We start from the raw sequence: 20,711 nt of genomic DNA on the forward strand, positions 1-20,711 counted from the left end.
ACTGGCCAATGTAAGGATCTTGATAAGCTAATCTTGAGTTATCAAAATGGTAATGCCGCTTTTGTTCCTGTCATTTAACATAGGCTCTTCAACTATCTTATAGATCTCTTTATCTGGCGCATGCTAGAACTCGCCAATCGTTTTTCATTAAGGTATATAGTCACAGTAGAGTATGCTTTCTCAAACAATGAGGATGGAAGTTCTTGTTTCCTATTTTGTCTGCACCCATGACAGAAATATGAGTTCCAAGCGTTGCCCACGATGATTAAAAAAAAGGGTCCGTACAGTATTTTTGCAACAGTCCCGTTACAAGAACCAAAACAAAATCCCTGCTAGAGTGCTTACTAGTGTAATGAAAGAGAGCTTTAACGTGTTCTAAGCCAGTTACATGTTGTATGTCACTTATCAACTAAAATGGTGGCTCTTCTCTTACCGCCTTTGCACTCAACAGTGACGTTCACTCCATTGACGAGTGCTTTCTCATTATTCGCTCTGGCTCTCACATCGAGTTCAAATTTGGACAACGAGTTCGGTAAGCGCAAAAGAAAGAGTGCTGGTTACCCTTTTGCTTTGGTACAGGCCAAATCTTGATGTTATCGAAGATGGCCAATCGCAGTGCTAAAATAGACAAAACTCTGGAATATTGCAGCTAATGTTATCGAAAGCTATTCTGCACTATTTTTGTAGTTTGCGTAATTGGTGTAGCCAAACTCAACACCAATGATACGAACCGCCATATAAGTTTTAGCCCAGACCATTTGACGTATTATTCCGGAATCTTTTGTCTCTTACAGTATGACTTTGTAAGTAAAATCATTACATAATGAAAGCGTATTCACTAGGTTGCTAGTTCAAACCTTGATGCTTTGGTTTTTCTAATAGCGATAAGATGTCGCTCCTAATGAATTGATAGCAGAGTAGTTTCTTACGTCTAAAGCGGGACTTGATTGGATGAACCAACGATAAATATAGGACGATTCACAATAATGCCGTGCTTGGCCGACATATCACTCAGATTGACATTACTCATGGGCGTTGATTAAGCGACTTTCCATACTTGTTAGAAGAATATTTATTACTTCTAAATCGTAGTCAATACAATGTTTCTAAAAATGACGTACTCTCTTACCTTTATCGTTTGGGTATAAAGAGAGTCGATTTAAAAGTGGGCAGTAAAACGTTGAATATTTTATAAAACTTTGACCAGAACGTTATATAAGGGCTTCAAGGAAGGTAATAACCTTAGTCTTTCGGTCTTTTTTATGACGTTGTCACAATGAAAGTTGGGTGAGGCGATAATTCCCCTCACTCAATTAGTACCTGAATATGATAACAATAAGGCCGATGGGTAGGAAAAGTCTAAAAGTTTCGTACAACGTCATACCATCCGGATGAAGGTGGACGTTAAGTGGGAAGGTGATGAAAGGGTTCCACATGACTCCGCGTTTAATCGAAGAAGGGACCTGTCGTATGACAAAAGAAAGTGCCCGCGCCGTTTTTTTTTCTTATCCTTATTTTTTATTGATTTAACTATTTATCTCCCCACGCGCAGTCCTTTATTGATGGCCATTTACTTGCTCGGCTAATGAGAAAGTTGTGCTAGTTCGTCTTTATTCAATCCTGTGACATCCATAATGGCTTCCTGATCTAGACCATTAAGCATCATCTTGTGCGCCATCTCCTTGAGGGCTTCTTGGCGACCTTCTTGGCGACCTTCTTGGCGTCCTTCTTGGCGACCTTCTTGGCGTCCTTCTTGGCGTCCTTCTTGGCGTCCTTCTTGGCGACCTTCTTGACGTCCTTCTTGGCGGCCACGTTGCTCGCCTTGTTGGCGCAATTGTTCTGCAATAGTCATAAGTGTTTTCTCGTGTTTCGGTACTGATGAGGCCAGTGACGTAATTAACGCCTCTAGGTTGATTTCTGTTCACGCATTCATTTTAAGATTGGCCAATGGGAGAGATATTTAAAGTGAGCTGACTGCCCTATAGAAACTAACCTAAACAAGGGCTCTGTTAGTTTCTATATGAATTCTGGGCCTCTTAATTGAGGGGGGTGTAGTGAGGGTTTTGAAAGAAGCGACTATTTCGCGATCAAGAAATCCTCAATTGATTTTCCAGCATCAAGCTGTTCTTGAATTATGGAAGGGGTGCGACCTTGACCGGTCCAGGTTTTTTCTATGCCGTTCCCGTCTGTGTAACTATATTTAGCAAGGCGAGGCTTACGTTTACCTTTTATTTTATTCTTTGATTGACCTGCTAGAGCTTCTATAAGAGCTTCAATATTAACACCATCGACCTTGATTTGCTTTGCGATTTCAGCGACTTTGGATTCTTGTTCAGCACGAGCTTCGCGCTCTACTTCTTCGCTCTCTTGGCGTTCAAGAAAGACGGTCGTTAACTTATTCAGTGCTTCTTCAAGTTCCTCAAGTGTTAATTCACGAGAGAACGCACGAAGCGAGCGGATATTAAGTAAAGTTTTTATCATTTCGGTCATGTTGAGTCCATTTACATTTAAATTGAGATAATATTACAAATCAATAAGATACACAAAAATTGTCGAAACACGTTTTCTCCAAAAATAGCGTTGTGAATATTCCCTCTTAGGCATATTTTTCTAAATATCAATGAGTTATTGCCTATCTTCATCCGAGAATGATGCTTTTTTAGGGTAAATAGTTCGAGCGTCGCTAAAGCTTATGGATTTAAAGTGGCTGTACTGAATATCTTTGATTAATTTAGTGTTCAAACTTTCATGAGTAAACGCACAGTAAATATGCAAGTTATTGATGGCTATAGAGGATAGAGCACTCTCAAGTTGAGTTTCAGTAACCATGTAGATCAAAGGGGGTATTTCGGAACATCTCATATAACCATCAACCTCGTCATAGCATGTTGATTATTGCATGTGTCTGCATAAAGAAAAGTATGAATAGTCCTAAACTCTTATTGTGTCTCTGCATTGAAAACTGGCGTCCGTAAGGTTTGGGTGAAATTTTCACCTACCACTAGGATGGAAGGCTCCGTGTCACAAGGTGAGTATCGCAGTATATTATACTAGACCTAAATCCGGATTTAGGTGGAAAAATGAAGAAGAGAATTGGACCCTATGCGCAAACCTAGCCTAGCTAATGCCAATTTTAAAAGGTTCATGCGTAAGCCAGAGTTGCGTATTGAAAAGCTCTCTCTTTATGACCTATTTGGTCAGACTGGCTTTGGGTGCGTTGTCATATGGGAAAGCTTTCAGTCAAGGTTGAAGATGGGTATTTAGTCGGACATTGTCTACCCAAGGTAAAACCGAGAAATAGAAAGGCACTATTCAATCGTATAATCGTTATCACTCTCGGTGCAATAAAAGGTGAATGACTTCATCTTTCTCTTCAGAGTCAACTTCAACGCGATAAAAGCCTTTGGCTTTTAGCGCTTCAATTAACGCTTCCAACCGATGGGTTTTCACCGTCATAGCCAGGGGTTTTATCTGGTTATTGTCTTCATCAAACCCTTGCTCTATGCTTTTTTCTTTCATGTAAAGAGTATCTCGTTCCATTTCTTTTGTGGGGTCTTCCAACATAGTTGGAAACTGATGCTGCTCAAATAATTCCGTTAACATGATATAGAGTTCATCAGCCTGTGAGAACTTGGCTTGATACCCGAGATTCAGTTGATTTACCTCCCACATTTTTTGTTCGAGGTTGCCTGTTACACTTCGGCCAATACTGAGCATGGTTTTGAGTTCATTTTTACATGTCGAGAACTGAGGCCGTTTTACTTTTGGTTTGATGAATTTTACCAACAGTTCATTTCTTATTTTCGTTGTCCAATATCCACCTTGTTGACTCATGGTTAAATACAGTGCGAGAAGCGCATTCGTCACGATCTCATCAAGGGCTTGATAGTGCTTAAGGTTTCGACTCATGAATTTATTCTTTCTCTTTAATTGAAGCTTCCTAGCTGTTTTTCACGATTTTAAATTGAGTGCGTAATCAGCGTGTATTAAGGCTTAAATAATAAGGCGCATTCAAAAATTAACGGGAAACGCGAACATATACCTGCTCAAACTTTAATGGCACCGCTCGTCGCAATCCCGTAGCTGGCGAAGCCAGTCGAAGGGTGAGCAAGCGGTATTTCGAACCTCTTAAACCACCATGATTAAGCCTCTTTTCTAGACACAGAATCAATAGAAGGTAAGAGATCCTAAATATTTTTTTAATTGATTGATACTGTTAACTTTTCTTATTCTTTTTTCAAGCGAGACTATCGAATCATCAATCATTTCAAGATACTTTTCCATTTTGGCTTGCGTCTTCTTCTTGCTTGGTGCTGAGAATTGTCTCCAGACTTGAGACTTAACTCCTTGTTGGCTAAAGATGTCACGGTGGGCCCGATTTAAATCCAGGAGCTTCATTTCGAGCAAATGCTCCATTCTCACTAAAGTTGTTTCATCAAGAAGGTGCTCAGAATCGGGGACATATTCTGTCAGCATTCGGACTAAGGTCATCACATCATTCTCTCGTTTGGCCACCGCCAGTTTCTGCATTAAACGATGTTTCTCTTCTTTCTTTAACGGGTCAGACTCTTTATCTGGATGGATAACACTCGCAATGCGTTTGTACATTTTGTTGAGTTGAGTACCTCGGAACATTTCTTTGATGTTAAGCGCGTCGTCGTCTTCACTCTCAAAATAATCGAATTCAAAATCGTCCCAATCGTCCTCATTTTGGGCCCGTGGTGAAAACGAGTCGTTATTATGTTTAACAAAAGAGGCCCATAAGGTACTGATAAAAGCTTCAATGGCGAATGGATCACCAGAAGCCAGAATTTCACGGATTTTTTTGTGGGGTAAATCAATATCAGCGCCGAACATCTCCTTCATGCCGTTTTCAAATTCTCGACAAGCTGCATTGAGCGCTTGCTGTTTCTCTTTCTGAAATACTTTATTATGATAGGTTTCATACTCTTCGCATAACGCCTCGACTTTGTCTCTATCATTGATAAAAGGGCGATCAAGCAATTCAATTAACTCCTGTTCAATCGCTTGCATCAAGCGATTGCGGATATTGGTTTTGAGTTTTTTTGAGGTCAAAAATGACATCAAGTGCTTAACCCAGGCACAGTGAAGATGGTCGAGCTTTTTATCATAGGGAGTCAGTTTATCTTTGTATTCAGAAAAAAGCTGATTGACCTTGAGCTCGGCCTTTTGATTACGCCGTTCATTTTTTTCAATCTTCCTCCAGAGCTCAGATAAATAATCCGACTGAGAATGTGGAACGTTGTTTGAGTGAAAAATAGGAAGTGTCATATCCGTCCTTTTCTCTTCTAGTAACCCATGTGTTTTTCTAGGCTAACAGCGTAAGAAGAGAAACACCTCGAAGTAATACTAATTTATGTTCCTTGAGTTTGAATTACCCTCTGACGCTGATAAATCGAAACGCTAATCTTAGTATTCAATGGGCCATTCATTTTGTAAAGCAGCAAGCTTAAGCGGCTGAATAAGAACCGTGACCATTTAATGAAATTAAGAAGAAAGCCTCTCACAGCGCCATACTGCTCTTTTTAGGCTGCAATATTGACAGCACTAAAAACCCTCGCCCTGCTAAGCCATACCATCCGGATGAAGGTGGACGTTAAGTAAGGAGATGATGAAAGGGAGCCACCTGACTCAGCGTTTAATCGAAGAAGGTCCCTGTCGTATGACAAAAGAAGGTTGCCGCGCCGTTTTTTTTGCTTGTCCTTAAGTATTTATTTTTCTATTGATTTAATTATTTATCTTTATACGTAGTGTTCATAAGCGCAGCCCCTTATTGATGGCCATTCTAGCGGTCTTTTTTATCCTTCCTTTCTTGCACGGCCTTTCTTATAAAAAACCGTGAATAGAGAAATCCCTTCCGAATGAGACTGCGTGCGCAAGATAACCCTGAATAACCTGTTGGGAGAAACCAGAAAAATGAGAGATAGAGCAGGGTAGGCTAAGGTTCAGACGTGCTGATCCCTCCGCCTTCGCGGAGACGAACGTGTCTTTTTAATTAGGGGCCAGGTCCGGTTGATACTCACTAAAGAAGGCTGAGGTTGATTGCGCATAGGTGTTTAACGTTGACGCATTGAAGATCTCTTGTATCCCTGACGCTATCTTACGGAAAGAGAGCCATTGAAAGCTCAGTCCTTTCTTTGTCTGGCGTTCCCGTGTTGCGAGGATCAATTCGCTGATGTTGGTGTAACGCACGACTTTTAAGTCATTAAAGAAGCGAGGTGTAAACTGTTTGTACGCGGGTGCACTGCGTATCGTCCCTTCGTCTTGGTCGACACACACATTGATCCGCTCACTGTGAAAATAGCTGGCACGCTTTAGATACTTCACCGCTTTAGCAAAGGACTTCGGCGAAATAAACTCTCCAAAGCGCAACGCATAATCTTCTTGAAGCTGGTCGTAGCTGATGGTTTTCAATCCCGCTTCGGTGGGCAAACCGATGCGCCCTCCAATGAGGTCTGTGTTCGGCAGAGTGCACGCTAATACTTTCGCAATTAAGGTGCGACACTGCACATTATTCACCGCTTCACCGCCCCATGCATTAAGTGACGGGAAACGATTTGGGTTGGTAATAAATTCTTCACACCCTTTTAAGATCCGCGCGTATTCTGGCGGTAGGGTTTCTACCTTACCGCTTCGGAGCAACCGACGAGACTTAAACCCGATCTCAAAAGGCGTCTTTGGACCCCGCGCGTTCTCTTCTTCAACGACGCGTTGATGCAATTTAATCAAATCCAGTTTGCGAGCCTTACGCTTACAGCGATACTGCGCATCGTAACTCGATTTATCGAACGGGGGAGGGGAGGAGCTAAACGTTTTCATAAGACTCACCGTCCACGTTTAAAACACACCTCGCTTCATCCTGAGGGACAAAAAAGGCGGTGTTAGGCAGAAAGTGGATTCTCCTGAGCGTTAGCCCAAGCTGAGTCAAAGGAGTCATATTTTTGAAGTCCGTAAGTTTTTGGGGAGTGTTTAGATTGGTTGTCCAAACGGTGAAATTTCACGCTATCTCAACCGGGAAAAGAAATCAAACGCCGGTTTTCTAGACACAAAAAAACCGTCTACTTACGGGAAGACGGCTTTTTTGCGAGTGCTATTTAGTCAGAGTACCACCTCTAACACACTCTAAATCCTAGAAAAAACACACGGCATTGGGCACTACAGGCTTAGTGGCCAAGGTCGTGTGTTTTAACCATAATGACCTAAATCAATTATAGCGTATCGTCGTCAGATATTTCAAACGCTAAGTCCGCTTTGGATTTTCCCCTTAACATAACAAATATAATGCGTAACCAAAAATAGCAGATAAATAACAATGAGATAACAAATAACCTTGAAAAATTTATAGCACATCAAAGAATCCGAATAAAAATAATTAATGGATTAATTATTTAAAATTAAAAACAAAGGCAACGTTAAATTTAATAAAATAACCATTAAAATCAAAAGTTTAATTTTGTGCGTATTATATTTGTTATGTTAAATTGCAAGATTGAGAGGCCCATCACAAAAGCAAATAAGTTTAATAATTCTGGGTCACTTTTGAACGATTAGAGGGTTCAGCGATATTTCAGTTTGAACTCGGTCGTTTCGGTTTTTCTTAATTGAAAAGGATTTTGTATGAATTTGAAATCAGAATGTAGGGTTGATAACAAGGAAGTCGGTATCGCTTTTAGTCTTTCAGCAAACGCGAATAAAACGTTAACGCTATCGGCGAAAAGAGCAGAACGGGCCAAAAAGCGCGAAGGGAAACTTCGATTAGAAGATCATCTCAAACGTTTTCCCAATTGGTCGCTGTAACGAATGATATTGCCGTCTGAGATCTTATTTCAGATGGCCTCGAAGGTGGGCTGCCTTCACGATTGCAAAAAGCGCCGCAGAGGGGCGCAGGCCTGCGTAATATGCCTAACAAATTCAGGAGCCCTCTCTGGGGCGACGTCCAAGGCTGTTTTTCTACTCAATTAAGCACGCTGGTTGAGTGGTGAAATAGAGTTACTTGGGAATACCAGACACCACACCCTTTGGATGTGCGCATTCTACTACAAGAATGCTCAAGCCAGTTTGTAGCACGGCTCTTGAAAGAGAGCCCATTGTTTTGCTTTTTTAAAAGAACAAAACAATGTCCTAAAAAGGAGTGTGAACGATGCAGATTATCTACGGACATTGTCGTACAGATGAGGCGGCGAATGTATTAGGCCACTTTGTTGAACAAGGGGATTTTGTCAGCGTCAAAGAACTGGGAACGGTCGGGCGTGAACACATGGCGTTTGCCGCCTTACTGTCTTTTACTGGACACCTTTCATTCCCTTTCTATTGGAAGGGTGTTCATTTTGTTGCGGTTCAAAAACAAGTTCAATCAGTTAACCGTCTCACTCTCCCAGCTTCAAAGAATGCTTGTAAAAAACGTTATCGGAAGCTTAAGAACACCATCATTAGCGCTCAAAATTGGAAGCAACATGTGAGTCGTAATCGCGGTTTGAAGTACGCGAAATCTTCTCTGTTTTCTTTATGATGCGTGCCTATACCTGTCGATTTTAACCTTTCTCCCCACGCGCCGTTTAATTTGCACGTTGCACGGTCTGCCTAGGACAACCTAACCCTTCTTCCCAGCTTCTCAGGCAAGGAGGTCTTTTACTCCATCATGACCAAACACTTGATAAATTTATCACTCAATAAGGATATTTATTATGAAAAAACGCACCCAGCGCACCCTCCTTGTCGGGCTTGGCGTTGCTGTCTCGACACTTCTTATCACTCAGCCCGCTCTGGCTGCCGATATCTTCGCGTCAGGTAAACAAGCCATGAAAGACTCGGCGGGCAAAGGCTCTGCGGTTGAAACCGCGATGCTGGGGACTGGGCTTGCGGGGGCGGTCGTCACTGGACTGATGAGCCGTAACTGGTTTGCGGCCGTTGGCGGGTTCATTGGCGGCTCAGTCTTGTGGAATGTTGGAGCACCACTCGTCGGCTTAGGCTAAGGAGTCACAATGGAAGACCCTCATCAGTTTTTTTCTATTCCAAAACACATGAACAAAGGTCGTCGCTGGCTCGGGTTCCCAGTTGATGAACTCGTGCCTGCCCTCTGCATTTTTGGCCTCTCATTCTGGCTTAAACACGAAATGATAGGGCTGACGTTATCGCTGGCTTGGTTTGGGGGATTACGTTACATCAAAGCGCAATACGGTGACAACATAGTTACCCTGTCACTTTATTGGTGGGGGGCTTCCTTTGTCCATCCCACCCTCTTTAAGCGTACCCCCTCAGCCTGTCGTCGTTACTGGATTTTCTAAGGAGACCCTTCATCATGGATCCGTTTGTTAAACGGGATAAGCTGGCCGTCAAAAGCCTCCTCAATCTTTTTTTGAGTGCAGGCTTTCTTGTTATGCTTATCACTAACCTGGTGTTGGGTTACACCAGTTATCAAGCCCTTACCCATCAAAGCCGAACCCTAGTCCCGCCCACCCTCTCTCAAGCCTTTACGGTTTCGGATGGCGCGGTCGATGAACCTTATCTTGAGCAAATGGCGGATTATCTTCTCTACCTGAAACTCAACATCACGCCGGCAAGCGTTGGACGTCAGTTTGGTCAGTTACTTGAATATTTAGACGAGACAAGCTGGTACAACGTTCAACCTAAGCTGCTTCGAGAAGCCACGGTGGTTAAAAAAGATAACATCAGCAGCCAATTTTCTGTCGAGTTGGTCCGAATTTCTCTCGACACTCTCCAAGTACAACTCTACGGGAAACTCCAAAAGCACGTAGGCCAACGCGCACTAGATCCGGAGATGAAGTGGTATCAAGTCAACTTTAGCTATGACCAAGGCGTCATAGGTTTACTCTCCATTGAAGAAGTCGAGGTCAACACCGATGAATCTTTATGAGCAATCATTCACCCCATCGCAGCAATGGCACCCTTATTTTTTATCCATCGCGCTTTGGGTGGTCTTTTTCATCCCCTCTTTTGCCCTGGCTGAAAATGCCGCCATGGTGAGCTATGAGTTTGACGAAGGCGACACGATCCCCTTGTCACTCTCTTCCATTAACGTGAACCGTTTACTGGTCAACAATGACCGTATTATTTCGATCGTCTGCCCGAAAGGGTTTTGCACCTCAACGGGCAACCAAAAAGACGCTTCCGGCTCCATCACCTTAAAAATTAACCTTCCCTTACCGTTTACCGCGCACCTGACGACAGAGAAAGGGCGATTGTTTGCGCTGTTTATTACCCCCAAAGCTACACCATCTTTGGTCACGGAGTTTGTTTGGTCGCAAAATTACAAAGAGCAGCAAAGCCCGATTGAGCAGGCGGCGGATTATCCCGCCGCCATGACAGCGCTCACCAAAGCCATGATACGTTTTGTCCATGATGGCGCTCCCATTGCTGGTTTTAAACGTCACGACGTTGACCCCAAAACCTTACCCAAAGATGAAGCGTCACTGGCCATCATCCCTCAAACGGTCTTCGTGGGCCGTCATTATTCTGGGGTGGTTTATCAGCTCAAAAATCAAAGCCGCAGTGACATGGCGCTGACCACCGCGCAGTTCTACAGCTATTCCGCACGCTCAGCCGCGCTCGATGCCTATCAATTAAAACCTGGGCAAACTACCACGCTCTATCTCATTACTGGAGGAGGCGCCACCCATGCTCGATAAACAAAAAGACGCCTTGGGCCGTTTTAAGAAACGCGTCTTCAAAGACACCGACGGGGACTTTGAAGACGGCGGCACGATCAATGCCGTGACAAGAAAGCGCAATCGCACCATTACGCTCACGGTATTGCTGATATTGACCGCCCTGGCTTTTGTTGTTTGGCGGTTAACACTGTCTCCCCAAGCGCCAAGCAAGGGCATTCAAGATGTCGGATTTGGCGCTGTCGTCACCGATGATTTTACCGACAAAGACAACCAGTCCGCCCTGACGTTTCAACAAGACAAAATCAACCAAATAGAACAAAGCTTAGCGCGGTTTGAAGGCACATTAAGTCGCTTTGGACAAAGCTTAACCTCTGAGTTAGAGAACATTAAAAAGGCCAATGAGCGCGATACAAAATCGCAACTGACAGAGCTTGAGCAGCAGATGCAACAAAAGCTCGATGAAGTTGACGCGCTCAAGGCGCAGCTTGAGACGCAATTAGCCTCAACCCTCAAGGCAGGCGATCCTTCGACTCAACACGGCATCGAGACCAACCAAGGAGACACCTTTGGCCAATACAAACTGCCCCCAAGACCGGCCATTAATAGCAACATGGATAACGCCAAGGTGAATGAGTTCCAGTACCAAGAGCAAGATGATGTGGCCTTTAGTGGTGATGCCTTTGATAGCTTTGAATTTCACTGGCAAGCCAGTGTCGAGGAGAAACAATCCCGTCGCACGACCGATAACTACGTGCCAACCGGCACCTTTGTGACCGCCGTAATTACCGGCGGCGCTGATGCTAATGGGGGCGTCTCTGGACAAGGGGATACCTCACCGATTGTCTTTCAGACAGTCAATCAGGGGGTCTTACCCAACGGTCAGGCCTCTAAATTGAAGGATTGCACGATCACCGGCGCCGTCTACGGTGAGATCTCATCCAGCCGCGGCGTCGCTCGCACCAGTAGAATGAGCTGCATACAACCCAATGGCGATATTCTCGATATCCCCGTCAATGCGACCGTGTTTAACTTTGGTCGCAATGGTATTCGCGGTACCACCATTTTGAAAAACGGTAAGATCGTTCAAATGGCCGGCATTGCGGGGATCTTGCAAGGCGTAGGGGATGCAGGTAAAGCGCTGGCACAAACCACGACACCGACGGCGCTCGGCCCAAGTCAAAGCATCAACAGCGATAAAATTGGCTTGAATCTGCTTGGCGGCGCCACGGAGAGCGTTGGCAGCAAATTGGCGGACTACTACATCAAACTGGCCGAACTCTATCATCCGATAGTGGAAGTCAATCCTGGTGCCATCGTCAATATTGTCTTTTTGGAAGGCTTTCCATTAGATCCATTGCTGGCCGATGAATACGAAACGCGTATGAATGAGCAGCGTGAGCAAGTCTCCAACAGCAATCAACTGTTAGATGTCATTACCAACACCCCCTCTCTTCCACCAACCACTCAAACCGCCCCCATCAACCCTTTAGCGCAAAAAATCACCCAACAAGGGTTAAGCCGCGTGGGCTTTGGGCGTGAGGAATCACCATGAATAGGCACGCTTTGTTTTCACTATCGATACTCTTAGGTCTGACCGGTTGTAGCGCGGGCTTTGAGAGCGAATACAGTTGCGATCAGGTCGGCGGCGTTTCAGGTTGCGTCACCATGAACGAAGTTCGAGACAACCTATACGGTTATACCGGAGGCAGTGGTAACGCCACGGTCTCTTCTCAAGCGCGTCTCGCCCCACCTTCCGCCTTTACCTTACTGCCAAGGCGCAATCGAGAGGGGGAGCCAGAGCGAAGCCAAGAAGACGTTAAAAAACTCACCGTCTTCCCTTTCATCGACAAAGACAATCACTACATCGATACGATGGATGTTTACTTTGTCTTAGACGATAGCCGTTGGTCTGGGCGCCCTGCGCGCGCGATTTGGAAAGATTGATTAGGAAAAAAAGAAACGAAGCTTAAACATCATTTTTATCATGGGCGCGCGACATTCAGTCTCAGCCTTCTCTCAATGAGGGGGGAATCCATCAAGCGGTCCAAGATTGTGTCACGCCCCCTAACATTAAAATAGAAAAAGGGATCCCCCATGTTTTCCTCCTCACGCAGTGGCTTATCCGCCTTATTTCAAGAGGCCAAGCAAGCCCAAAACCACCTTCACCATGAACTGCCGTATCGAGATTACGATCCCATTGAGCGGGTGTTCGACAATCCCCACTCTCGCGGTTTTGGCTTTAAAATCAGTGTCCTTGGGGGCGCTAACGACGATTTAATTCAGTCGTTAAGCCACCTCATGGGGGATTTGCCAGCAGGGGATAAATGGGACTATCAAGTGCAGCTGTTTGGTCACAACCGAGTGGCGCACTATCTCGAAGGAAACCAAGCTCTACTCAGTCAGCGAGGCGGTATCTGCCAGAAGCTGGCTAACGATGACGCCATTTACGCCCACTACGCCGCGCAGCACGGTTTTTTACACCGACAAAAAAACAATCGCTTTGATTTGCGCGATTACGACGCGTTCTTTTTTGTCTCCACCACGGAAAAAGACCCACAAGAGCTGCTTGATGCGCGAATGACTCTAGAGACAGGACTGGCGCAGCTTGGTTTTGATTTACTGCCCGTCACGCCTGAGATGTTGCTGACCGATGTGAGTGATATCTTAAACTTTGATAAACGACAAGACCGGCCAAAGGAAAAAGGCTACAACCCGTTAGAGCCTTTGAACCTGCAAGCCCTCTCTCCCGATACCGAAGCGTTAACGCATCGTGGCCATATCGCCACCCGTCATACCAATGACCAAGGGGAGGAGGTGCGCACACGGCTGGTCAATTTGGGACTTTCTCGTCTGCCTGGGGATTATCGCTTGTACGCCTTACCTGAGGCCTTTTCTTCTCTTCGCAACGTTTCTCGTAATATCACTTGCCCTCACCGCGTCACGTTGAGCTTTCGTAATGAGCCAACCGGTAAGCAAAATGCGGATAACGATAATAAGATAAAAGACTTAACCAAGACGGTGAACAGCCAAATGGCGCTGCTGGCTCCAACAGCGGAAGATGAGCTCAAAGAGCGAAAAGCCCTACAAAAAGGTCTGTTGTCTAAAGAGTTTACCATTGCGTCTATGGTACTCACGGTCTCCCTGTTTACCGATAAGACCCACCAGAAAAAAGACACCCAAGCGGCGAAGGAGTCATTCAGCCATGCTGGCCTTGATATCATTCCCCTGAAAATGAATCAGCCACAAGCGCTGCTTTCAACGTTGCCTTTTATGATGAGCGAAGGGTTGTGGGGCGATTGTAAAAAAGCCGGCCGAGTTCGCACGTTAAAAAGCTCTAATCTGGTGAACCTCTTCCCTCTCATCATGGATTTTTGTCAGTTAAAAGGCGGCGTATTGCTGCCCACGATGCGCCAGCAAATTTCTTTCTTTAACCCTTTCACCTGTGGCAGTGATAACCAAAATATCGCTCTGACCGGAGGCTCAGGCGCAGGGAAAAGCTTTCTGGTTCAAGAGATTGCCGAAACGGTTTACGCCATGGGCGGTAAAGTGTGGATCCTCGATAAAGGGGCCAGCTATAAAAAATTGACGCTCAGCCTTGGGGGGACGTACATGACGCACGCCAACATCTTCTTAAATCCCTTCACGCATTTAGGCGCCATGCAAAGTGCTGAGTTTGAGTTTGTGGATGATGACGGTAGACCGGTCGACCCCATGATGGAAGCGCTCGATAATATCACGGCGTTGTTTGCCACCATCGCGTCACCCTACGTCCCACTGACGGCGTTTCAACAAAGCGTCTTAGGCGATGCGATAGTGACGGCATGGGAGCGTAAAGGTAATCAAGCCTTGGTGGATGATGTCAGAGACGCCTTGATTGAGATTGCTGGAGAAGAAAGCGACCGACGCATCAAAGACATTGCGGTGCAACTGAAAAAGTTCTGCACCGACGGCATGTACAAAGATGTGTTCAACAAGCCCTCCATGCTCGACCCCAGTGTGGAAATCACCACGCTGGAGCTGGATGGGTTTCCGCCTGCTGTGCTCAGACCCGTGATTTTTGCGTTGATGGTTTCGATTAACCAGCAGATGTACCTGGCTGGCTCTCGCTCTACCCCAAAGCTGTGCATCATTGAAGAAGCCTGGAGCCTCCTCTCTGGGGCAAACGAGCAAGCGAGGGAGTTCATCAACACCGGTTATCGCACCGCCCGTAAGTTCGGCGGCGCTTTTTGTACAGTGACTCAAGGGATTGAAGACTTCTTTAGCAACGAGGAAGCCAAAGCCTGCTACAACAACTCCGATATCCACATCATTCTTCGTCAAGGGGAAGGGTTTGATGAGTATCTGACCCAAAACCCGGATGCCTTCTCACCGTTTGAGCAGCGCCTCATTAAAAGTTTCGCTCCGTCTGCCGAAGCGGGATACAGCAGTGCGCGCATCAAAGCGGGTGGCCATGTCACCTATCACCGCTTTTTCGCCTCTCCGGTGAAACGCGCCATGTTCTCAACCGAGCCTAAGGAGTTTGAGTATTGTGAAAATCTTTATAAACAAGGCCACTCACTGGAGCGCGCCATTGAGCAAACCTCCAGGCACTTTTATGGCAAAGACATTGACGCCTTTAATCAAGCCATTGGGGCGAGCGCTTAAATCCCCCCTTTTTCTTTTGGTCGCTGGACTGGCAACGACAAATGCCGCTGGAAAGAACTTGGGCCAAGTGGCCCCTATCTTCCCCATCGGTGAGATTGACATGCTGGAGTGGATTGACCAAAGACTGAAAGGGTTTGAGGCCAGTGGTCAATTAGCGGACATGCAAAACGAGTTCACGGAGCGCGCCAAGCAAAGCATTGAAAACCCACCGCCCGTTGCAGGCTTAACCACCACGATCAACCCCCGCACCTTTTACGTTGACCCAAGCATCACCCTCCCTAAAGACATTATCGCCCCCACTACAGGAGCCGTGATTGCCAAAGCGGGCACCAGAGTGAACCCCTTTGATACCCGCACTTGGCCAAAGGTCGACGGTCAAAACGTTCTACCACAATTTGAGTTAAGTAAGGTGCTGGTCTTTTTTGATGCCAGAGACGCGCAGCAACGAAGGTTCGCTAGCGAGTATCAAAACGCCAAGCCAATCAAGTGGGTACTGACAGGAGGCAGCCCGAATAAAATGGCGACCTTATTGGACGCAAGAATGTATTTTGCGCAGCAAGGCCACTTAACCCAATCGCTTAACATTACTCACGTCCCAGCGATTGCCTACCAAGAAGGCACGCGCTGGCGCATCGATGAGGTGAACGTATCGGGTTTGCACCCCTTGGCGATAGAGCAATAACAATGACATCGCATTGGAAGTGCGCACCTCCCTTGATTATGCTTCCAGTATGACGCTTTTTTTTTCTTAACCAAGCTCGCTTTTGGCGGCGATTATGGGGCGAAGCCTCTTGTCGAGACAAAAGGAGTACCACGCTCGGCGTGGAAAAAGGACACCCCATGACACAACGACACTTTCGTTTACTGTTGTGCTGCCTATTGGTTTTTATTGCCCCATCAACCCTAGCAGCCAGTGCGGCGTGTAAAAGCCGTTTTATTAACCCCATGACCGATATTTGTTGGGATTGCTTGTTTCCGATGACGATAGGCTCAGCCACCGTCATGCCCTCTAAGTACCCCGATACGCCCAATCCCACACTGCCTATCTCTTATTGCCCTAAACCGCCGCCTATCTTTGTGCAAATAGGCATCAACATTGGCTATTGGGAGCCTTATGCCTTAACCGATATCACGCGCGTCCCTTACTGTATGGTGAACATGGGCGTGCAAATGTCCGGCGCTAACACTCAGCGTATCGGTGGGCGCGTGACCGCCCGTGAGAGTGACAGCAGTGACGGAGGCTTTTATCACGCCCATTGGTATAAGTACCCCGTTATTTATTGGCTGCAACTGATGCAATCCACCGCCTGCATGGCCACGGACGTTTTTGATGTGGCCTACATGACGGAAATTGACCCACTTTGGGACGACGATGAGTTATCCCTCATTCTCAATCCCGAAGCGTTACTGTTTGGTAACTTGGTTGCGCAGCTTGCTTGCGTGCCCGAAGCCCTGTTGACCTCCACTAACGCTGCCTTACCTATTGATGCTTTATTTTGGTGTTTAGGCTCACAGGGCAGTGCCTATCCGCTCACCGGCACCACCAACTATCGAGACACGCCCATCCAGGCGGCGACACTCTTGATGGAAAAGCTGAACTACAAACTGCACCGGCAAGGAATCATCTGGGAGACGCGCGGCGAAGATGGCGCGATTTGTTATCAATATCCCGATCCTATTTTGCCAAAATCTCGTTATCGGTATCAAATGTCGGGGCCTATTCCCGATGCCGCCTGGTGTCACCCGTACACCACGACAACCACAATCTGGGAAGCCGGCCATGACAACCCGGTGACAGGGGATAACTTTGGTTTTGTACAATGGCGAAAGCGCAACTGTGTCTTTTTATAAGGTGACGCGATGATGCCCATTCTTCCCCACAAAAATGAAACGGACCTATTTATTGCCAGTCACCCTGACTCCCTTACCGATTTTTTAAAAACAGAGCTCGCCAACAACAAGCACATTTACTGCTGTTTCCCGCTCTCGCAGTTTTGCTTCTCGTTTTGTCGCGATCTCAATGCTCGTAAGGTGCTGTCAATCAGCTTCCAAAACGCTCACACCCTCTACCCACCCTTTCAGCGGCCATAATGAAGAGGTTACTATGACCATTCCATCTTTTGAGAGCACCTTTAGGCGCTCTCTTGTTTTTCTGTGTTTTTTTATCGCGTTACCCGCCCAAGCTTACACTGAGCAAGAGCTCAAATCTTTTGCCAAGCTTGAGCAAAAAATGACTCAACAACCGGAGGCGGCGAAGACGTGGCCTACGGACGACATACAAAATAAAGCCCAGGCTTATCGAGAAGAAGCGCTGACTCTCAGCCGCAATGTTCAAGATTTGATAAAAGAGGAGAGCCTGTCCCCCTTATTGGGGCGACAAAAGCCCACGCGCAACCCTGACCAAGCCCCAAAAGGGGTAATGGTGTTTGTTTCACTCACCATGCCCAAGACCGCGCTCAAACAGCTTCTGATGCAAAGTGAGCACTTAGGCGTTCCACTGGTGATACGCGGTGTCTTACCTGAAGGTTTTCCGGCCACGGCCAAGCGGATCGAGGCCTTGATACGCTCCCCCAATAAGGCGCCCATTCAAAGCGGCTTTTCCATCAGCCCTGATTGGTTTAAGCAATTTGATATTCATCGCGTACCGGCCTTTGTTTCGGTCAAACAAAACCGTTGCTTACCTAAGCAGCCTTGCAAAGCCAGTGACTACGACATCCTTTACGGCAACATTTCACTTTACCAAGCTCTGGATTACCTCGCGGCCGGGGATGCGCAGCAAAACATTCATCCACTGTTGCGCACGCTCTATGCCCAATAACCCTCTCTCACCCCAACTTTTGATGAGGTGCTCCTTATGCGCATTGACCTCTGGGCTGCGCTCACGCTCAGTTTTTTATCTACTCTCGCTCTTGCCAGCGAACAACAAACCTTTACCGAGAGCGCCAATTGGGCGAAGCAAACGGCAAGCCAAGCTCTCACGCCTCATGCGCTTCCACTCAATGTCGATGACTATTGCAAAGACGCCACGTGTCGAAAAGAGATCCGCAGTCCAAAAGAGTCAAGACTGTCAGACAGTGATATCAATGCACAAAAAGGGACAGAGTTTGTGACCAATGGATTGGCTCAAGACATCAACACCCACTTTAATAAAGGGCGCCCCGATGTTAAAAGCGACCCAGCGATGCGCTTTGCCTTACTCGGCCAAGAGAATGCGTATGAAATCACTCACGGTCTCTCAAATGCCTATGTGGATTGTGATAGCGGCTCCCAGTGCCTTATCGAACACATTCCTAAACAGTGTCATCGTCCAACGAATAACAATGTGCCTTGTACAAAAGTCCCCGTTGCCTCCGTGAGCACCGGTGAGGTGAGCTACCGCTGTCCATCCGGCTGGACACAACAAGGGAGGGATTGCCAACGCCCCCTCCCACAATGCCGATACAATAATGACAATTACGTGAGGCAATCAGGGACTAGAAGAGGTTTTTCGGGATCAGAAACCACGTATTTTTGGGATGGAAAGATAGTCTCTCCCAACCAAGGCTACACGCTTGGCGATTTAAAATATACCATCAACTTAAACTGGCAATGGAGCGCATACTGGCATAAACGCTACGAGATTTGTCGACCCACCACACAAACGAAAAAAGCCACCTTGAGCTGCTCAAACGGATTCTCCTTATCCGGAGGGAACTGCATCAAAAACACCATGACCTGGCGAACACAATGCCGCCTGATGAACTCGTGCAAGGTCACTCGCCAGCAATGTATTGAAGGTCGAGCCACCCGCACCATTAATGGCATTCCCACCACGCTCAATTGTTGGAAATATCGGATAGACCATCATTGTGACCGCCCTAATACCTGCGCAAACCTCCCGAAAGACTGTACGACTCAAACTCAACATTGCAGCCTTAAGCAAAATGGGGTGTGCGTCGAGCAAGAGGTCACAAAGCGTTGTGTTGAGAAGACATGCCGAACCACTGATCTGCAATGTGGGGAGCACTCCTTCTGTCTTGACGGGGAGTGTTACGAGGAGGCGCCCAAATTGAATAACAATTTTGATAAGTCCGTTGCGGCACTGGCAGGACTTGCCGAAGCCGTGAAAGACATCGGCGACCCACCCAAAATATTCACGGGAAAGCCGATGAAGTGCAGTAAGAAACTCGCGGGCTTCAACGATTGTTGTAAAGACTCAGGATGGGGGCAAGGATTGGGAGCGAAATGCAGCGAAGCGGAAGAAGCGCTGGGGGAAGCCAAAGAGAAAGGCTTAACCCTGTACGTGGGGCAATACTGCGCCAAGAAAGTGCTGGGTGTCTGCACCCGTAAAAAGCGCAGTTACTGCGTTTACGACAACAAGCTGGCCAAAATCATCCAAGAGCAAGGGTCTCTTCAGCAACTGGGTAAACGGTTAGGCAGTGCTAAAAATCCCACCTGCGCCGCTATTACGCCCGAAGAACTGGGTCAAATCAATTTTGAATACATTGATTTTAAAGAGTTCTACCCGGAAATGCGTGCCAACACCAACCTCCCCAACTTTGATGAAATCAAGAAACGACTTCAAAGTGCCACGGGCGGATAACCGCCTCCACGGAATCAAGGTCTATGATGATGAAAAAACCTCTGCTTTGCGTCATTACCCTAGCGCTGCTGACTCACCTCCATCCAGCTCTTGCTCAAGAAACCCCTCCTGGGTGGCGCTGGTACAACGAGCCAAAGGCAATGCCCGTAACGCCCAAACCTAAGCCGCTACCAAGCAACACTCAAACCACCGTATCAAGCCCTAAAACGTTATCGGCGACCGAACAGATGGCCTGGTTTCACTCTGTGCATATTGAAGCGCAAAACGACGCGGCCATTCATCCCAAAGATAAAGACAAGCTCGCGAAGTTTTTAGCGTTAAATCATTTTATCACGGACCAAACCGACCAATTAGGCATGACCTTTAAAGCGCTGCTGCTCGAAAGACCTGAGTTTTCTTACACCAAAGACCATCCGACAGAGCAAGCGGCAAGACAAGTGTATTTAACACTGGAGGATAAGAAGAAAACCGACGCGGTTGAAAAGATGAAACAAGACGGATGGGGCTTTTTCTTTGTTTATGAAGGAAAAGATACGCTAAGCCAGCAACTCGCCCCGTCCATTCAAGCGTTTGCTGACCAATACCATTTTGAGCTCCTTGGGATCAGTAATGATGAAACCTTCATCACTCACCTCAAAGAAAACCGCCACAACCAAGGAAAAGTCACGGTGCCTTTTACGCCCGCCTTGATTTTGGTGCATCCAAGCACTGGAGAGATGAAGCCACTGGCGTACGGCTGGATAAGCCAAAATGATTTAATTGGGCGCTTTTACAACGTCGCCACCCACTTTGAGCAATCGGATTTTTAAAGCCACTCAATCCATGTAAAACCACCC

18 protein-coding genes and 1 pseudogene are annotated in these 20,711 nt (G+C 46.6%); 14 read left to right on the top strand and 5 right to left on the bottom strand.

Annotated elements, in window-relative coordinates:
• Positions 1-1,582: 1,582 nt before the first annotated feature.
• From AB6E54_RS21790 to AB6E54_RS21810, 5 genes and pseudogenes are all read right to left on the bottom strand, one after another.
• A pseudogene (locus tag AB6E54_RS21790) lies at positions 1,583-1,912 on the bottom strand (hypothetical protein); the annotation flags it as partial.
• Between the two features lie 164 nt (positions 1,913-2,076).
• Entirely contained in the window at positions 2,077-2,490 is a 414-nt protein-coding gene (locus AB6E54_RS21795) for an H-NS family nucleoid-associated regulatory protein (protein ID WP_069592252.1), read from the bottom strand.
• An 840-nt stretch (positions 2,491-3,330) separates the two neighbouring features.
• Entirely contained in the window at positions 3,331-3,909 is a 579-nt protein-coding gene (locus AB6E54_RS21800; protein ID WP_017104238.1) for a DUF2913 family protein, read from the bottom strand.
• A 258-nt stretch (positions 3,910-4,167) separates the two neighbouring features.
• Entirely contained in the window at positions 4,168-5,292 is a 1,125-nt protein-coding gene (locus tag AB6E54_RS21805; protein ID WP_102258346.1) for a hypothetical protein, read from the bottom strand.
• A gap of 720 nt (positions 5,293-6,012) precedes the next feature.
• Complete coding sequence (locus AB6E54_RS21810; protein WP_132968954.1) at positions 6,013-6,840, bottom strand: hypothetical protein; 828 nt, start codon at positions 6,838-6,840, stop codon at positions 6,013-6,015.
• Positions 6,841-7,638: 798 nt separating this feature from the next.
• On the opposite strand from AB6E54_RS21810, the gene AB6E54_RS21815 reads away from it, so the two are divergent.
• The 14 genes from AB6E54_RS21815 (at position 7,639) to traF (ending at position 20,684) form a co-directional block, all read left to right on the top strand.
• Positions 7,639-7,818, top strand: a complete 180-nt coding sequence (locus tag AB6E54_RS21815) for a TraY domain-containing protein (RefSeq protein ID WP_016800598.1) — start codon at positions 7,639-7,641, stop codon at positions 7,816-7,818.
• 343 nt (positions 7,819-8,161) lie between these two features.
• Positions 8,162-8,530, top strand: coding sequence for a hypothetical protein (locus AB6E54_RS21820; protein ID WP_048660709.1), 369 nt, complete (start codon positions 8,162-8,164; stop codon positions 8,528-8,530).
• Positions 8,531-8,705: 175 nt separating this feature from the next.
• Positions 8,706-8,993: a type IV conjugative transfer system pilin TraA gene (gene traA, locus AB6E54_RS21825; RefSeq protein ID WP_016800088.1), complete on the top strand. Its 288-nt coding sequence runs from the start codon at positions 8,706-8,708 to the stop codon at positions 8,991-8,993.
• A gap of 9 nt (positions 8,994-9,002) precedes the next feature.
• A complete protein-coding gene (traL, locus tag AB6E54_RS21830) occupies positions 9,003-9,305 on the top strand; it encodes a type IV conjugative transfer system protein TraL (protein WP_016800089.1) in 303 nt (100 codons plus the stop codon).
• 14 nt (positions 9,306-9,319) lie between these two features.
• Positions 9,320-9,895: a type IV conjugative transfer system protein TraE gene (gene traE / locus AB6E54_RS21835; protein ID WP_016800090.1), complete on the top strand. Its 576-nt coding sequence runs from the start codon at positions 9,320-9,322 to the stop codon at positions 9,893-9,895.
• Entirely contained in the window at positions 9,882-10,667 is a 786-nt protein-coding gene (traK, locus tag AB6E54_RS21840; RefSeq protein WP_017096434.1) for a type-F conjugative transfer system secretin TraK, read from the top strand. Before traE ends, traK begins: the two co-directional genes overlap by 14 nt.
• Complete coding sequence (locus AB6E54_RS21845) at positions 10,657-12,201, top strand: TrbI/VirB10 family protein (protein WP_048666133.1); 1,545 nt, start codon at positions 10,657-10,659, stop codon at positions 12,199-12,201. Before traK ends, AB6E54_RS21845 begins: the two co-directional genes overlap by 11 nt.
• A complete protein-coding gene (gene traV, locus AB6E54_RS21850; protein ID WP_017104313.1) occupies positions 12,198-12,593 on the top strand; it encodes a type IV conjugative transfer system lipoprotein TraV in 396 nt (131 codons plus the stop codon). The genes AB6E54_RS21845 and traV overlap by 4 nt, the downstream gene beginning before the upstream one ends.
• Positions 12,594-12,743: 150 nt before the next feature.
• The gene (gene traC / locus AB6E54_RS21855; protein WP_229648361.1) at positions 12,744-15,293 is read left to right on the top strand and encodes a type IV secretion system protein TraC; all 2,550 of its coding nucleotides are present in this window, start codon (positions 12,744-12,746) and stop codon (positions 15,291-15,293) included.
• Complete coding sequence (traW, locus tag AB6E54_RS21860; RefSeq protein WP_102488789.1) at positions 15,244-15,975, top strand: type-F conjugative transfer system protein TraW; 732 nt, start codon at positions 15,244-15,246, stop codon at positions 15,973-15,975. The genes traC and traW overlap by 50 nt, the downstream gene beginning before the upstream one ends.
• Before the next feature lie 158 nt (positions 15,976-16,133).
• Positions 16,134-17,144 carry a conjugal transfer pilus assembly protein TraU gene (gene traU / locus AB6E54_RS21865; RefSeq protein WP_017103572.1) on the top strand — a complete coding sequence of 337 codons (1,011 nt, stop codon included), beginning with the start codon at positions 16,134-16,136 and terminating at the stop codon, positions 17,142-17,144.
• 253 nt (positions 17,145-17,397) lie between these two features.
• Positions 17,398-18,111, top strand: coding sequence for a type-F conjugative transfer system pilin assembly protein TrbC (gene trbC, locus AB6E54_RS21870; protein WP_017103571.1), 714 nt, complete (start codon positions 17,398-17,400; stop codon positions 18,109-18,111).
• A 36-nt stretch (positions 18,112-18,147) separates the two neighbouring features.
• On the top strand, positions 18,148-19,875 hold the full coding sequence (gene traN / locus AB6E54_RS21875; protein WP_372107313.1) for a type-F conjugative transfer system mating-pair stabilization protein TraN: 1,728 nt from the start codon (positions 18,148-18,150) through the stop codon (positions 19,873-19,875).
• A 23-nt stretch (positions 19,876-19,898) separates the two neighbouring features.
• The gene (gene traF, locus AB6E54_RS21880) at positions 19,899-20,684 is read left to right on the top strand and encodes a type-F conjugative transfer system pilin assembly protein TraF (protein ID WP_102561329.1); all 786 of its coding nucleotides are present in this window, start codon (positions 19,899-19,901) and stop codon (positions 20,682-20,684) included.
• Positions 20,685-20,711: the final 27 nt, after the last annotated feature.

The organism is Vibrio sp. 10N.247.311.49, from assembly GCF_041467655.1.
Lineage (GTDB): Bacteria > Pseudomonadota > Gammaproteobacteria > Enterobacterales > Vibrionaceae > Vibrio > Vibrio crassostreae_C.